Source organism: Flavobacterium sp. (assembly GCF_044369455.1).
Taxonomy (GTDB): domain Bacteria; phylum Bacteroidota; class Bacteroidia; order Flavobacteriales; family Flavobacteriaceae; genus Flavobacterium.
Genome location: NZ_JBIPLW010000012.1, coordinates 21,156 through 36,409, shown reverse-complemented (window position 1 = coordinate 36,409; position 15,254 = coordinate 21,156). Strand labels below are relative to the sequence as shown.

Sequence of the window (15,254 nt, the reverse complement as noted above, 5' to 3'; positions counted from 1 at the left end):
ACATAAAAAAGAGCTAGACATTTAGTTCTTGTATTCTATTACTTATTAATAAAAAATAAATCCAAATTTTCTCTTATAAGTTTTATTTTTTCAGATCTAAAAAAGAATGAGAAGTTCTATTGACTACTCTTTTTTTCTGCATTTTTACTAAAATAAAGCTCAATCAATTTATTCAAATCATTCCCTTTCACGGAATGGCTTTTGAATACAATAACAGCAAAAGCAACGCCGAATGCCAATGCAAAAACAATAAATATCGCTGAAATTCCAGTGTTTAAAATTTTTATCACTTCATCTACATTTTGAACTTTCCCGTTGGGTTGCATAATCCAATTAATGATTCCCATCATGAACTGATAACTTAACAGACCCGGAATCATATTGATTACCGCTGGGATAGTAAAAACTACCGGTGGCGTGTGCGTTCGATGTGCAAAATACATTCCGGAGACACCCACAAAACAAGAAGCGCAAAAAACAGCAAATAGTTGGCTAAAATTCATTTCAACATTCAACACATACTTTATCAAAAATCCGATTCCGCCCAACAAAAAAACAACCCATAACGCGCGTTTTGGTGTATTGAACAAAACTGCAAATCCCAATGATGTTAATCCGCCAAAAAGGAATTTGGTTGCAAACAAAAGTGCATGGGAACTTTCCTCATGAAAAACTAAACTTTGTTGTGTCTCCGAAAAATCATACAAAACATGATTAAAAATACCTAGATTGTAAATAAAATTTGAAAAAAAGAAACCACTGGCAATGGCAAAAATTATGAATAATCCATAGATAAACTTAGAGCTTCCTGCTTCGATGTACCCTTCTAAATAATCAATAAACGAATTGATTAAAATTACGCCAGGCACTAAGTAAAGTACGGATACAGCAAGTGCTTGAATATGATTTAAATTAAAGATGGCTCCTAATAAATGGATAGAAGAAACAGAAAGTACCGTCACTAAAAAATAAGAGAAAAATGAATTATAGCTTTTGGCTCTTAAGAATTTTAAAAAACTAATTCCCAATAAAGTAGAAATGAAAGCGATTATACATTGCAACCAATCGCCTTCAAACAAACGACAAAGAGATACACTTGCTAAAGGCAATAAAAGGTATAATTCCCATTTTTGATAAACTACTTTTCGTTTAATTCTATTCAGAATTTTACCTATTCGTCTGGTAGAAATTTTATTTTCTAAAACATCCCAAGACAAAATACTTATGCCAGAAACAGTCTCAAAATTAATTCCTTTGATTTTAATGCTTCTGGCTAAAGTATAACTGCCTTCATTTTTATCTTTATAAATAGTTAGTACAATTCCATTAAAGGTCAACACTAATTCAACTTCAAAACCCAAACCTTTAGCCATTCGTTCGACATTACGAACGATACGAGCATAATGTGCACCGCTTGAATGTAATGCCACGACAACATCTGCTAAAACATGTAAGGTTTCATTGATTTCCTTATCGTCAACTTTTTCTAAAATTTCCATTTATTCTTTAATTGATTATAAATATAATCAACGCTTTAAGAAACCAACACTACTTCATCAAAGTAATTTATATACTTGGACCCGCTACCACCAATCGTTTGCCTTCTTCAGTATTGGTATACTGTTGGAAGTTTTTGATGTAACGAGACGCCAAATCTTTTGCTTTACGTTCCCATTCTGCTTTGTCTTTGTAGGTATCTCTTGGGTCCAACAAACCCTCACCAACACCGGTTAAAGCTGTTGGAATGGTTAAATTAAGGTAAGGAATATCTATTGTACTAGCTTTATCAATCTCACTGTTGATAATTGCATCAATGATGGCTCTTGTGTATTTTAAGGAAATTCGTTTTCCTGTACCGTTCCAACCTGTGTTTACAAGATAGGCTTTAGCATTGTGTTCTTTCATTTTACCTATCAATGTTTTAGAATACATGGTTGGGTGTAATGTCAAGAACGCTTCGCCAAATGCTGGAGAGAATGATGGTTCTGGTTCTGTAATTCCTCTTTCGGTTCCGGCTAATTTTGAAGTATAACCACATAAGAAATGGTATTGCGCTTGATCCTCATCTAAGATAGAAACGGGTGGTAAAACTCCAAAAGCATCGGCAGACAGGTAAATGATTTTACTCGCATGTCCTGCTTTTGATGGTAAAACAATTTTATTTATGTGGTAAATTGGATACGAAACTCTTGAGTTTTCAGTAATAGAATGATCGAAGTAATTAACTTCTCCATATTCATCAACAATAACATTTTCTAACAAAGCATCTCTTTTGATGGCTCTCCAAATATCGGGCTCGTTATTTTCACTTAAGTCAATTACTTTTGCATAACATCCACCTTCAAAATTAAAAACGCCGTTATTATCCCATCCGTGTTCATCATCACCTATTAAATATCGTTTTGGGTCCGCAGACAATGTTGTTTTTCCTGTTCCAGATAACCCAAAGAAAATGGCAACATCACCAGCTTCTCCTACATTGGCTGAACAGTGCATAGAAGCCATTCCTTTAAGCGGAAGATAATAATTCATCATGGCAAACATTCCTTTTTTCATCTCTCCACCATACCAAGTACCTCCAATGATTTGAATTTTTTCAGTAAGATTAAATAGCACAAAGTTCTCAGAATTCAATCCGTGCTCTTTCCAATTTGGATTGGTTGTTTTGGAACCATTCATGACTACAAAATCTGGCTTACCAAAAGTTTCCAATTCATAAATAGAAGGTCTGATAAACATATTGGTTACAAAGTGTGCTTGCCAAGCCACTTCCATAATGAAACGAACTTTTAACCGTGTATCCGCATTCGTTCCACAAAAAGCATCCACCACATATAACTTTGGAGACGTTGATAGTTGTTCTAAAACCAGTAACTTTAAATCATCCCAAACTTCTTTAGTAGTGGGAAAATTTACTTTTTCATCCCAGTAAATAGTATCTTTTGTGATATCGTCTCTAACAATATAGCGGTCTTTTGGAGAACGTCCGGTAAAAACACCAGTTTTAACGGCCACAGCACCAGTATCTGTCAAAGCACCTTTTTCGTAGCCTTTTCTTTTATGAGATACTTCCGCTTGGTATAATTCTTCATAAGAAGGATTATAAACCACTTCGTGATACCCTGTAATTCCTAAATCATGTAATTCTTGAATAATTCTAATGTTTTTCATAATAATTCGCTTTTTGTTACAATTTTGCTCATACGCAAGTGATTAACTTACATTTCAAAGTTCGTGTTTCTGATTATTGAAATAACTGATATTTATCATAAAAAAAATAAATCTACGAAAACGTTTTCTTTTGCTGACGGGGCTTATAGCGATTATTAGCTAGTACCTATTGTGCAAGAGAATATAATAAATATAACTTAAAAAATCATGTATTGATAAAATAATTATGTAAAATTATTTTGTTTATATGCAAGCCCTAAAACCGTCAGAGTTGCAACAAAAAGGTTCGCTTTTTAAAATAACTGTTGGTCATTCATAATACCAAAAAACATTTGTAGTTTTGTAACACTAAAAAATAAAACTATGAGTTCATTTGACGTAGTCATTATAGGTTCTGGTCCAGGCGGATATGTATCTGCTATTCGTTGTGCCCAACTAGGTTTCAAAACCGCCATCATCGAAAAATATGCAACACTTGGAGGCACTTGCTTAAATGTAGGTTGTATTCCTTCTAAAGCCTTATTAGCATCCTCACACCATTACGAAGAATTACAACATTTTGCTGACCACGGAATTGAAGTTTCTGGGAGCGTAAAAGTGAATCTTGAAAAAATGATTGCCCGCAAACAAGCGGTGGTTGATCAAACTTCGGGTGGCGTAAAATTCTTAATGGATAAAAATAAAATTACTGTTTTTGAAGGATTGGGTTCTTTTGTTGATGCTACGCATGTTGCTATCAAGAAAGCTGATGGCACTTCTGAAACTATTGAAGGAAAATATATTATCATTGCTACCGGTTCAAAACCTTCTAATTTACCTTTTATCAAATTGGATAAAGAAAGAATCATTACTTCTACGGAAGCGTTAAAATTACGTGAAGTTCCAAAACATTTAGTGATTATTGGAGGTGGTGTAATCGGAATTGAGTTAGGACAAGTATACCTTAGATTGGGTGCTGAAGTATCTGTGGTTGAATTTATGGACCGAATTATTCCGGGAATGGATTCTAGCTTATCCAAAGAATTAACCAAAGTATTTAAGAAACAAGGAATGAAGTTTTATACCTCGCATAAAGTACAATCGGTTGAAAGAAAAGGAAAAACAGTTACCGTTAAAGCCGAAAATGCGAAAGGAGAAATTATAACACTCGAAGGAGATTACGCGCTGGTTTCTGTGGGTCGTCGCCCATATACTGATGGTTTAAATGCTGACAAAGCGGGAGTAAAAGTTACCGAACGCGGCATGATTGTAGTGAATGATCATTTGCAAACAAACATTCCAAATATCTATGCCATTGGCGATGTAGTTCGTGGTGCGATGTTAGCGCACAAAGCGGAAGAAGAAGGTGTGATGGTTGCTGAAATAATTGCGGGTCAAAAACCCCATATTGACTATAATTTGATACCAGGCGTTGTTTACACTTGGCCCGAAGTCGCTGCAGTCGGAAAAACAGAAGAACAATTAAAAGAAGCTGGTGTGGCCTACAAAGCAGGAAGTTTTCCGTTTAAAGCATTAGGCAGAGCAAGAGCTGGAGGTGATTTAGACGGATTTGTAAAAATTCTAGCCGATGCTAAAACCGATGAAGTTTTAGGTGTTCACATGATTGGAGCTCGTTGTGCCGACTTAATTGCTGAGGCAGTAACTGCCATGGAATTTAGAGCCTCTGCTGAAGATATCTCAAGAATGTCACATGCGCATCCAACCTTTGCTGAAGCGATTAAAGAAGCAGCTTTGGCGGCAACTGACAATAGACCTTTACACGTATAAAAATTAAATAGTATTCCTCAATAAACTAAAGATAAATGAAAAAAAGACTGCTAGCAATTATAGTATTTTTTAGTGTTTCTAATGTGTTTTGTCAAACAATATGTACTAATGGTTTTGCTGGAATTTATCCTTGTGATAAAATTGATTTGATGTCCCGTTTAAATTTTGATCAAATTGGTGGAAATGGTACTACCGAAGGTAGCGGATGTTGGGGCTGGACTGATCCTTTAAACAATAAGGAATATGCCATTATGGGTTGCACAACGCATACTGCTTTTGTTGATATTACCAATCCTAGCGCACCTGTGTACAAAGGCAAAATAGTAGGTCATAACAATACATCAAGTATTTGGAGAGAAATTAGTGTTATAAACAATCATGCTTTAATTGTTAGCGAAACAAATGGTCATGGAATGCAAATATTTGATTTGACAAGATTGCGAAATGTTACAACTCCTGAAGTTTTTACACCAGATGCTAGATATACAGGCTTTGGTAATTGTCATACTGTTTCAAGTAATCCTGCCACAGGTTTTACTTATTGTGATGGGACAGATCTTGTAAACGGAGGTCCTCAAATTTTAAATATGCAAAATCCAACAGCACCCGTTCTAGTTGGTAGTCACGATGAGGACGGCTACACGCATGACGCACAAATTGTTCTTTATGATGGTCCGGATCCTGATTATCAAGGACAAGAAATTTTTATGGGAGCTAATGAAGATAAAGTGGCAATTGTAAATGTTACAAACAAATCGAATCCTGTTACAATAGCTACCTTCACTTATGATAATAACTACTATGCTCATCAAGGTTGGTTTACAGCTGATAAAAAATATTGGATTTTATGTGATGAATTAGATGAATTTAATCTCGGAAATAATGGTAGATCTATAATTATTGATGTGACAGATTTGGATAATCCAGTTTATAAAGGTGATTATTTTGGAACAACTCCAGCAATTGATCATAACGGTTACATAATAGGTAACGATATGTATTTGGCAAGTTATACAGCAGGATTAAGAATTTTGAATACGTCAGCCATTACTGCAACGAGTACATTGAATGAAATAGCTTATTTTGATACCTTTCCAAGTAACAATAATGCACAGTTTAATGGAGCTTGGAATACTTATCCATTTTTTACAAGTGGAAGTATAATTGTTAGCGACATTGATAGAGGTTTATTTATCTTGAGAAAAAATGCTGCTCTTCGTAACGAGGAATTTTTAAATGCAAATTATACTATCTATCCAAATCCAGCAAAAACTCATTTTAAAATTGATTCAAAAATTGTTATAGATTCTATAATCATATACGATACTCTTGGCAAAATTATAAAAACATTCCAGTCTTCTGATAGCTATGATATTTCTGGACTTGAAAGAGGATTGTATTTTGTTAGAGTAAATAATGATTTTACTAATAAATTAATGATAGAGTAATGAAAAAACTAAGCGGTTTACTTGTTTTATTTTTCTTAATTAGTTGTGCAAATGAAACTACGGTGGATAAAAAAAACACCTTCAAAGCAGCATTGGTTTGGAGCAAAACCTATGGTGGTAGTTTAGAAGAAAATACCAATAGCGTGGTGACAACTTCAGATGGCGGAATGTTAATACTGGGTCATACCACAAGTAATGATGGAGATATTGTTAAAACCTATTCATTAACCGATATTTTATTAACCAAATTAGATGCTGAAGGAAATCTAATTTGGACCAAAACCATTGGTGGTTCTCTCAATGATTATGGAATGAGCATCATTGCTACAAACGACGGTAATTATGCTATTGCAGGCTATAGTGCCAGTAATGATGGTGATGTTCCTGGAAATGTAGGACAACATGATTTTTTTATTTCAAAAATCACAGAACAAGGAAACATTATTTGGAGTAGAAATTATGGTTTTTCGGGTCATGACCACGGACATAAAATGATTCAAACAAAAGACGGTGGGTTTTTTATTGCTGGATTTGCTGAATTTTCAGGAATTGAAGGTAGTGGTGGAGCTCAGGATAACGGAGCTGGTCATGAAATAGGTCACAAAAATGCTCTTCACGGTTCTGGCGAATATTTAGGTGTAAAATTGGATAGTAACGGAGAATTTGTTTGGTATCGTTACTTTGGTGGAACACAAAATGATCGAGTGAATGATATCGTTGAAGCTGAAGATGGTGATATTCTAATGGTTGGTTATTCCGAAAGTACTGATTTTGATATTGAGCATAACAAAGGAAGTTATGACTATTGGGTTGTAAGCTTGCATTCGAATGGTGATTTACATTGGAAAGAAAACTATGGTGGTAGTGCCATTGATCAAGCGTTTGGCATCACAAAAACAGGAAATAATTCGTATTTAATAGTCGGTCGTTCAAACAGTAGTGATGGAGATGTCAAAAATCCAAAAGGAAACTTTGATGCTTGGGTAATTCACATTAATGATCATGGACATCTAATATGGGAGAAATCTTTTGGTGGAGATTCTTTTGATGTTGCTACAACCATAAAAAAAATAGCAAACGGAAATTTTGTCGTAGTAGGTAATTCAAGAGGAACATTTGAAGGAAAACCAAATAATGGGCAAAATGATTTTTGGCTTTTTGAAATTGACAATAAAGCTAACACAAAACTCTATTGGCAAAAAACCTTTGGTGGATTGAATATAGATCTAGCTAGCGATTTTTTTGAAACCTCTAAAAGAGAACTTATCATCGTTGGTGAGTCGCAAAGCAATTCACTTGATGTACCCTCTAACAAAGGTGGAAATGATTTGTGGGCCATAAAATTGGAATAGTTATTTAATTAAAATAGTTTCTTCGTAACCAAAAAGCCACATTCACCAATATAATCAAAGCCGGAACTTCTACTAAAGGTCCAATAACCCCTGCAAAAGCTTGTCCGCTATTAATTCCGAATACGCCAATAGAAACTGCAATGGCTAATTCGAAGTTGTTTCCCGAAGCTGTGAACGACAAAGCAACAGCATCCCGATAATTGGCACCAATTTTCTTAGCAACAAAAAACATTAAGAAGAACATAATAACGAAGAAAATCACTAAAGGAATAGCTATCCTCAAAACATCCATTGGTAAATCGACTATCATTTCGCCTTTTAAACTGAACATAACTACTATCGTAAAAAGTAAAGCTAGCAATGTGATTGGTGAAACAAATGGAATAAAAGATTGATTAAACCATTTATCTCCAATATATTTTTTAATAAAAAATCGACTGATAACAGCCAAGGCAAAAGGAATTCCGAGATAAATGCCAACCGTTTGAGCAATCTCGGCAATCGTTATATTTAATTCTAATCCTTTGATTCCGAATAGTGGTAACATAATTTCCAAATAAAAATAAGCATACACACTGAAAAAGAACACTTGCAACAAACTATTAATCCCAATTAAACCTGCAGTTAACTCTCTATTTCCCTCAGCTAACTCATTCCAAACAATTACCATGGCAATACACGGTGCGATTCCGATGATGATTAAACCAGTCATGTATTCGGGATACTCTTTCAAGAAAAAAGTGGCTAATAAAAACATCAAAAACGGACCAATTATCCAAGTGATAAAAAACGATGCCGTAAGCAATTTTGGTTTTTCAAACATTTTTGCAATTTTAGAAAAGTCAATTTTTGTCAACGGCGGATACATCATCAAAATTAGTCCAATTGCTAAAGGAATATTAGTTGTCCCTGATGAAAACGAGTTAATAAAACCGGCTGAATTTGGAATAAAATAACCAATTGAAACGCCAACTAACATCGCTAGAAATATCCAAAGCGTTAAATAGCGGTCTAAAAAATTTAATCTTTTATTCATGTTATTTCTTTATTTGAGAAAAAACATAAAACATTTCTCTAGCAATTTGTCGGCATCGTTCCTCGTATTTTTCATTTTGTTGCGATGTATTATCAAATGCTTTAGGATCTTGATACGGCAATCCTAACCTAAAATCGGCACCCGGAACAATTGGGCAAGATTCATTCGCTTCGGCACAAACCATCACTGCACCAAAATTTTGAGACGGATTGGTAGAATCGGTATACACTTTTGAAAATAATACCATTGGAGTGAATTTAAAACCTGCAGACGCGAACCAAATTGGATTTTCACTTTGTTGATGTGACTGTAAAACAATTCCAGTTTTTTCAAGTGCAGAAAGTGCATTTTTGTTGACTTTAGTTTTTTCGGTTCCACCCGAGAAGGTACTTACATTCTTTACCTCATAATAATAGGACGCAATCTGTGACCACACTTGTGCCATATGACTTCGTCTGGAATTACTCGTACATACAAAAACTAAATTGATTGCTTTTTGTGCCTTTTTTTGTTCAGCAATATAGCTTACGAGTTCGTTTAAATATTCTTTTCGCTCAGCTGGAATTTGATTAAATTCTGATGAAAGTGAGGTACAATAGCGTAACAAATCTGAATTCAAATTTGCTTTTTGAGCTTTTACATTTGATAAAGAGAAGAGGCAAAGTAATACTGATGCGGCTTTTAAAATCTTACTACTACTATTCTTCATTTTTGATTTTATTTAGTTGAGAAAAAACATAATACATTTCGCTTGCAATTTCCACGCTTCGCTCAGTGTATTTGGCATCCATCAAATCGGTTCCATCAAATGCTTTTGGGTCATCGTACTTTATAGGAAATCTAACCTCAGCACCAAAAACCATCGGGCAACCTTCGTCTGCATTAGTGCAAGTCATTATGGCTCCAAAGTTCTTTTTCGGATTAAAATCATCGAAATACGCTTTGGAAAAACAAATAATAGGATGTTGATTTTCATCAAATTTCACTGCGTAAACTGGATTTTGTTCTTGACTTAATTTCTGAATTTCAAAGCCTTGATTAACTAAAGTTTCACCTACTTTTGGAAACATAGCAGTTGCTTCTGTTCCACCCGAATAACAAAACACATTTTTAATTCTGAAGTGAAACGCCATCGTTTGTGCCCATATTTGTGACAAATGGCTTCTTCTAGAATTGTGTGTGCAAATGAAGTTTAGACGAATTTCCTCCTTCGAATTCACTTTGTCTTGAGTGTATTCAATCAAAGGTTGCAAGATTTCTTTTCGTTCGTTTGAAATCGAAATTTTTGAAATAGTTGCTATGGTTTTGGATAAATTTTCTAACATTTTAGTAAAGAGTGATTAGTAAATAGTCATTTGGCAATTAAACTTCCAAACTCTAGTTTTTTTTATCAATTCAAATTTCTTTGTGAAACTTCCTGAAAACTTTGAGAAACTTTGTGGTACATCATTAACAACAACCTGAATCTTGAGTACAACAACTTGTCTCTTTTGGCATCCACTCGCCTATTTTAACTTTCAGTTTATCAACTGGAATTCCACAATTGTCTTTGGCTAAACAATCGGTTACTTTTGAAATTAACTGAAAATTTGTTCCATCAAAATCCAAACTAAATTTTCCAATAGTTTCTTTTAATTGGTACTCGACTTCGATTTCTAAATCGGGAATTTGCAATTTTGTTTCCGATAACTCGATGATATGAAGCAATTTCTCGGGATGCAAACGATGGTCATAATCGTTGGCTTCCCAAAGTTGGAAATTCGCAACTTCTTCTTTTCTAACAACACCACCGCAATCAATAAAATGTTTGGTGATTTTTCCAACTTCAGTTATGTGAAAATGATTGGGAACCAGTTCGCCGTTTGGCAATTGAAAAGCGATTTGAGTCAGATTTTTTAATTGAATTTTTATTTCTGATAGTTTCATTGTATGGGTATTAAGAATTTATTAGCATTTAGATTGAAAGATAAAAATTTTGGATTTTGAAATGTTGGAATTTAAATTAACAGCATTTATTCTTCAGTTTGTGGCGAATCATACCAAAATGATGTTCTATTTTACCAATAGTATCTGGATTGATGCAATAACAAATCGCTGTCCCTTCGATAGTTCCCTTGATGATATTGGCATTTTTTAATGCTGCCAAATGTTGCGAAATGGTCGGTTGCGCTAACGGCAATTCGTTTACGATATCGCCACATATACAAGCATCAACTGTCAGTAAATAGTCCACAATGGCTATTCGTGCCGGATGCGAAAGTGCTTTAAATAAGGTGGCAATTTCGTTATGTTCTTCTGAAAATGATTCTGATTTTGATGCTCCCATTTTTATTGATATTAATATATTGCAATATTACGATATAAAAATAATTATAACCTAACATTTTTGTTTCTTTTTCATAAAACACTAAACCGTATATCCTAAATATTTTTAGTACTTTTGAAATCTCAAAAAACATACATTATGGCAACAATAACATTAGGAGGAAATCCAATACACACCAGTGGTGAATTACCAAAAACAGGATCAAAAGCACCTGATTTTAAATTAGTAAAAACAGATTTAAGCATGGCTTCGTTAGCTGATTTTGCGGGTTCAAAAGTGGTCTTAAATATATTTCCAAGTGTCGATACCGGTACATGCGCCGCATCGGTAAGAACTTTTAATGCAAAAGCAAGTGCTTTAGAAAATACAAAAGTTTTATGCATTTCACGTGATTTGCCTTTTGCCCAAAAACGTTTTTGTGGCGCTGAAGGATTAGAAAACGTAATCAATTTATCCGATTTTAATACCGGCAGTTTTGGAAAAGATTATGGATTAGAAATAACCGAAAGTGTTTTGGCTGGCTTACATTCTAGAGTTGTAATTGTTTTAGATGAAAACGGTATTGTGAAATATGCGGAACAAGTTCCAGAAATTGCTGATGAACCCAACTATGAATCCGCTATAGCGGCACTTTAACAATTTGTAAATGAAATTTCAAAAAGACACTACTTTTCTTTCTGGAAGATTTAAAAGTATCGGTTTTGCCATAAAAGGTGCTTACAAACTCATTACTACTGAACATAGTATAATGGTGCAATCGTCTTTGGCTTTAATCATGATTATTGCAGGGTTTTATTTTGAAATTGACCGTTACGAATGGATGATGCAAATCCTAGCTTTTGGTTTAGTTTTAGGAATCGAGAGTTTAAATACGGCAGTAGAAAAAATAGCCGATTTTATACATCCCGAATTTCATGACAGAATAGGCTTCATCAAAGATATTGCTGCAGGCGGTGTAATGTTCGCAGCGATGGCTGCAATGGCGATTGGATTATTAATTTATGTTCCTAAATTTCTATAAACATTCGATTAAATTTCTATTTTTAAAGCGTTTATAATTAACTAATGGCAAAAACAGTAAAAAAGGAACCTAAAGAAAAAGATCCTCAATTAGAGATTAGAATTCTAAAAACCAAAAGGCAATACCGAATGCTCTTTGGTTTTCTTTTAGTTTTACTATCAATAGGTTTTTTGGTCTCTTTCATTTCTTTTTTTGTAACGGGTCAAGCCGATCAAAGCGCCGTTAATTCCTTAACAGACAGAAGCGAAACTGTGGAAAATTGGCTGGGGAAATTTGGTGCCTATATTGCCGATTTGTTTGTCTATCGTGGTTTTGGTGTAGCTTCCTTCCTATTTGTAAAACTTTTCTTTTTGAGCGGTGCCTTTTTACTTTTGGATTTGCCAATCAAAAAACTAAAAAATACCTGGTTTTGGGATTTATTTGCCATCATAATTATTTCGATAGCCTTTGGGTTTTTTGCAACTTCTTTGCCCGAATTAGGGGGAACTATTGGTTACGAAATGAACCAATTCATTCAAGATTACATCGGTAAAATTGGAACGTTACTCGGAATCGTATTTGCGCTTGTTATCTATTTAATTTTCAAAATCAAAATTTCTCCTGAGGCAATTAAAACTTTTTTTGAAAATAAAAAAGCCGCAGTTAAAGAAGATTTAAACGGATTAACGGCTTCCGAAACGGATAACGCAACCTATAATTTAGAAGAATTTGCCGTTACTGAAACGGAAGAAGAATTGGAAGAACCTACTTTAAAAACGTCGCAATTCGAAATAAACAAAGACACTTTGAAACCTACTATTGAAAATGCTTCTGAAATTAATTTGGAACCAACCATAAAAACTGTTTACACTCCGATTCAAAATCAGCCTCAAATAATTGAAACCAACGATGAAGCTTTTGTAATCGAGAAAGTGGCTGATGAAGATATTGTGGAAGAGAATCTAGCCGCCAAATTGGTAGAAGATTTTGGTTTGTTCGATCCAACCTTAGAATTATCCAATTATAAATTTCCAACCATTGATTTACTAAAAGAATATACTTCTGTTGGCATCACGATTAATCAGGAAGAATTAGAAGAAAACAAAAACCGAATTGTAGAAACCTTAAAAAACTACAAGATTGAAATTGCCCAAATCAAAGCTACCGTTGGACCATCAGTTACCTTATATGAAATTGTTCCCGAAGCGGGTATTCGTATTTCTAAAATTAAAAGCTTAGAAGACGATATTGCATTGTCTTTGGCAGCACTTGGTATTCGTATCATTGCTCCTATTCCAGGAAAAGGAACTATAGGTATAGAAGTACCTAATAAAAACCCAACCATGGTTCCCATGCGCGGTGTCATTGGTTCGGCTAAATTCCAAGAAGCCGAAATGGAATTGCCAATTGCTTTAGGAAAAACCATTTCCAACGAAACCTTTGTGGTCGATTTGGCAAAAATGCCACACCTTTTGATGGCGGGTGCCACCGGACAAGGAAAATCGGTAGGTTTGAATGCTGTTTTAACGTCGTTGTTATACAAAAAGCATCCTGCGGAAGTAAAATTTGTTTTGGTTGACCCAAAGAAAGTTGAATTGACACTTTTCAATAAAATAGAACGTCATTATTTGGCAAAACTACCCGATGATGGTGATGCCATTATCACCGATAATACGAAAGTGGTTCATACTTTAAATTCATTGTGTATTGAAATGGATAACCGTTATTCGTTGTTGAAAGACGCAATGGTTAGAAATATCAAAGAATATAACGATAAGTTTAAAGCGCGTAAATTAAATCCGGAAAACGGACATCGTTTTCTACCCTATATTGTTTTAGTAGTGGATGAGTTTGCCGATTTGATTATGACTGCCGGAAAAGAAGTAGAAACTCCGATAGCACGTTTGGCGCAATTGGCTCGTGCCATTGGTATTCATTTAATCATTGCTACCCAAAGACCTTCTGTGAATGTGATTACCGGTCTTATTAAAGCCAACTTTCCTGCTCGAATTGCCTTTAGAGTAACTTCAAAAATCGATAGTAGAACCATTTTAGACACTCAAGGTGCGGATCAATTAATTGGACGTGGTGATATGTTATATTCTAATGGGAATGATTTAGTTCGCGTTCAATGTGCTTTTGTTGATACTCCCGAAGTAGAAAAAATTGTAGATTATATTGGCTCCCAAAAAGCCTATGCTAGTGCCTATCTTTTACCTGAATATGTTGGTGAAGAAGGAAATAGTATCAACCTTGAATTTGACATTTCCGAAAGAGATAGCATGTTTAGAGAAGCGGCCGAAATAATTGTATCAGCCCAACAGGGTTCGGCATCATTATTGCAAAGGAAGCTGAAATTGGGTTACAATCGTGCTGGTAGATTAATTGATCAATTAGAAGCAGCCGGAATTGTAGGTCCGTTTGAAGGAAGCAAAGCAAGAAGTGTCAACATTCCGGACTTAGCTTCATTAGACCAATTTTTCACTAATGAACAAAATAATGCTTAAAATGAACAAAATACTTTCGATTGCACTCTTATTTCTAGTAATAGCCAATGCAAATGCTCAAGATAAAAAAGCAAAAGAACTCCTAGATCAAGTAACTGCCAAGATAAAATCGTACGACAACATTACTATCGATTTTAAGTATACTCTTACCAACAATAAAGAAAACATCAATAAAGAAAGTAAAGGAAATGTAATTATTCAAGACAATAAATATGTATTGAATTTTATGGGAGTTACCAAAATATATGACGGTAAAAAAAGCTACACCATCGTTCCTGAAGACGAAGAAGTAACCATTTCAAGCTTAAGTGACGGTGATGAAAAATCGATTACTCCATCAAAAATGCTAACGTTTTTTAATAGTGGTTATAAATACAGCTGGGACATATTACAAGACGTTAAAGGGCGAAAAATACAGTATATTAAATTAGTTCCAACCAATGCTAAAGATCAAAGAAAAGAAGTATTATTAGGAATCGATTCCCAAACCAAAAATATTTATAATGTGATTGAAATGGGTAAAAATGGCACTAGAACTTCGCTTACTGTTAATTCTTTTAAAACCAATCAGCCTTTATCAAAAAATCAGTTTACCTTTGCGGCTAGTAAATATCCAAATTACTACATCAATAAACTAGATTAATCTC

Annotated in this window: 14 protein-coding genes; 7 read left to right on the top strand and 7 right to left on the bottom strand. The window is 34.4% G+C overall.

Annotated elements, in window-relative coordinates; translation table 11 throughout:
- Nucleotides 1–116 precede the first annotated feature (116 nt).
- Together ACIQ2L_RS11195 and pckA are read right to left on the bottom strand one after the other, a co-directional pair.
- Entirely contained in the window at nt 117–1,499 is a 1,383-nt protein-coding gene (locus ACIQ2L_RS11195; RefSeq protein ID WP_396158794.1) for a threonine/serine exporter ThrE family protein, read from the bottom strand.
- A gap of 67 nt (nt 1,500–1,566) precedes the next feature.
- On the bottom strand, nt 1,567–3,171 hold the full coding sequence (gene pckA, locus ACIQ2L_RS11190; protein WP_396158792.1) for a phosphoenolpyruvate carboxykinase (ATP): 1,605 nt from the start codon (nt 3,169–3,171) through the stop codon (nt 1,567–1,569).
- Nucleotides 3,172–3,534: 363 nt separating this feature from the next.
- Here pckA and lpdA point away from each other — a divergent pair, with 363 nt between their 5' ends.
- From lpdA to ACIQ2L_RS11175, 3 genes are read left to right on the top strand one after another with little or no spacing between them, the layout of a single operon-like run.
- Nucleotides 3,535–4,938 carry a dihydrolipoyl dehydrogenase gene (gene lpdA, locus ACIQ2L_RS11185; protein ID WP_396158790.1) on the top strand — a complete coding sequence of 468 codons (1,404 nt, stop codon included), beginning with the start codon at nt 3,535–3,537 and terminating at the stop codon, nt 4,936–4,938.
- Between the two features lie 35 nt (nt 4,939–4,973).
- Nucleotides 4,974–6,386 (top strand): choice-of-anchor B family protein, encoded by a 1,413-nt coding sequence (locus tag ACIQ2L_RS11180; protein WP_396158788.1) that lies wholly within the window; start codon nt 4,974–4,976, stop codon nt 6,384–6,386.
- Nucleotides 6,386–7,738 (top strand): hypothetical protein, encoded by a 1,353-nt coding sequence (locus tag ACIQ2L_RS11175; RefSeq protein WP_396158786.1) that lies wholly within the window; start codon nt 6,386–6,388, stop codon nt 7,736–7,738. Before ACIQ2L_RS11180 ends, ACIQ2L_RS11175 begins: the two co-directional genes overlap by 1 nt.
- A 4-nt stretch (nt 7,739–7,742) precedes the next feature.
- Here ACIQ2L_RS11175 and arsB read toward each other — a convergent pair whose 3' ends face one another.
- The 5 genes from arsB to ACIQ2L_RS11150 form a co-directional block, all read right to left on the bottom strand.
- Entirely contained in the window at nt 7,743–8,774 is a 1,032-nt protein-coding gene (arsB, locus tag ACIQ2L_RS11170; RefSeq protein WP_396158784.1) for an ACR3 family arsenite efflux transporter, read from the bottom strand.
- Nucleotide 8,775: 1 nt separating this feature from the next.
- Nucleotides 8,776–9,483: a protein-tyrosine-phosphatase gene (locus ACIQ2L_RS11165; RefSeq protein ID WP_396158782.1), complete on the bottom strand. Its 708-nt coding sequence runs from the start codon at nt 9,481–9,483 to the stop codon at nt 8,776–8,778.
- The gene (locus ACIQ2L_RS11160) at nt 9,473–10,099 is read right to left on the bottom strand and encodes a protein-tyrosine-phosphatase (RefSeq protein ID WP_396158780.1); all 627 of its coding nucleotides are present in this window, start codon (nt 10,097–10,099) and stop codon (nt 9,473–9,475) included. Before ACIQ2L_RS11160 ends, ACIQ2L_RS11165 begins: the two co-directional genes overlap by 11 nt.
- 124 nt (nt 10,100–10,223) lie before the next feature.
- Entirely contained in the window at nt 10,224–10,700 is a 477-nt protein-coding gene (locus ACIQ2L_RS11155) for a DUF6428 family protein (protein ID WP_396158778.1), read from the bottom strand.
- A gap of 76 nt (nt 10,701–10,776) precedes the next feature.
- The gene (locus ACIQ2L_RS11150) at nt 10,777–11,100 is read right to left on the bottom strand and encodes an ArsR/SmtB family transcription factor (RefSeq protein ID WP_396158776.1); all 324 of its coding nucleotides are present in this window, start codon (nt 11,098–11,100) and stop codon (nt 10,777–10,779) included.
- Between the two features lie 138 nt (nt 11,101–11,238).
- On the opposite strand from ACIQ2L_RS11150, the gene tpx reads away from it, so the two are divergent.
- Genes tpx through ACIQ2L_RS11130 form a run of 4 tightly spaced genes read left to right on the top strand, consistent with a single transcriptional unit; the run spans nt 11,239 to nt 15,250 of the window.
- Nucleotides 11,239–11,736: a thiol peroxidase gene (tpx, locus tag ACIQ2L_RS11145; RefSeq protein WP_396158774.1), complete on the top strand. Its 498-nt coding sequence runs from the start codon at nt 11,239–11,241 to the stop codon at nt 11,734–11,736.
- A 10-nt stretch (nt 11,737–11,746) separates the two neighbouring features.
- Nucleotides 11,747–12,121: a diacylglycerol kinase gene (locus ACIQ2L_RS11140; RefSeq protein WP_396158772.1), complete on the top strand. Its 375-nt coding sequence runs from the start codon at nt 11,747–11,749 to the stop codon at nt 12,119–12,121.
- 44 nt (nt 12,122–12,165) lie between these two features.
- On the top strand, nt 12,166–14,607 hold the full coding sequence (locus ACIQ2L_RS11135; RefSeq protein ID WP_396158770.1) for a DNA translocase FtsK: 2,442 nt from the start codon (nt 12,166–12,168) through the stop codon (nt 14,605–14,607).
- 1 nt (nt 14,608) lies between these two features.
- Complete coding sequence (locus tag ACIQ2L_RS11130) at nt 14,609–15,250, top strand: outer membrane lipoprotein carrier protein LolA (RefSeq protein WP_396158768.1); 642 nt, start codon at nt 14,609–14,611, stop codon at nt 15,248–15,250.
- Nucleotides 15,251–15,254 lie beyond the last annotated feature (4 nt).

Bases quoted from the DNA above. Each gene is read 5' to 3' on its own strand.
- ACIQ2L_RS11195 (WP_396158794.1), bottom strand. From the start codon at position 1,499: ATGGAAATTTTAGAAAAAGTTGACGATAAGGAAATCAATGAAACCTTA.
- pckA (WP_396158792.1), bottom strand. From the start codon at position 3,171: ATGAAAAACATTAGAATTATTCAAGAATTACATGATTTAGGAATTACA.
- lpdA (WP_396158790.1), top strand. From the start codon at position 3,535: ATGAGTTCATTTGACGTAGTCATTATAGGTTCTGGTCCAGGCGGATAT.
- ACIQ2L_RS11180 (WP_396158788.1), top strand. From the start codon at position 4,974: ATGAAAAAAAGACTGCTAGCAATTATAGTATTTTTTAGTGTTTCTAAT.
- ACIQ2L_RS11175 (WP_396158786.1), top strand. From the start codon at position 6,386: ATGAAAAAACTAAGCGGTTTACTTGTTTTATTTTTCTTAATTAGTTGT.
- arsB (WP_396158784.1), bottom strand. From the start codon at position 8,774: ATGAATAAAAGATTAAATTTTTTAGACCGCTATTTAACGCTTTGGATA.
- ACIQ2L_RS11165 (WP_396158782.1), bottom strand. From the start codon at position 9,483: ATGAAGAATAGTAGTAGTAAGATTTTAAAAGCCGCATCAGTATTACTT.
- ACIQ2L_RS11160 (WP_396158780.1), bottom strand. From the start codon at position 10,099: ATGTTAGAAAATTTATCCAAAACCATAGCAACTATTTCAAAAATTTCG.
- ACIQ2L_RS11155 (WP_396158778.1), bottom strand. From the start codon at position 10,700: ATGAAACTATCAGAAATAAAAATTCAATTAAAAAATCTGACTCAAATC.
- ACIQ2L_RS11150 (WP_396158776.1), bottom strand. From the start codon at position 11,100: ATGGGAGCATCAAAATCAGAATCATTTTCAGAAGAACATAACGAAATT.
- tpx (WP_396158774.1), top strand. From the start codon at position 11,239: ATGGCAACAATAACATTAGGAGGAAATCCAATACACACCAGTGGTGAA.
- ACIQ2L_RS11140 (WP_396158772.1), top strand. From the start codon at position 11,747: ATGAAATTTCAAAAAGACACTACTTTTCTTTCTGGAAGATTTAAAAGT.
- ACIQ2L_RS11135 (WP_396158770.1), top strand. From the start codon at position 12,166: ATGGCAAAAACAGTAAAAAAGGAACCTAAAGAAAAAGATCCTCAATTA.
- ACIQ2L_RS11130 (WP_396158768.1), top strand. From the start codon at position 14,609: ATGAACAAAATACTTTCGATTGCACTCTTATTTCTAGTAATAGCCAAT.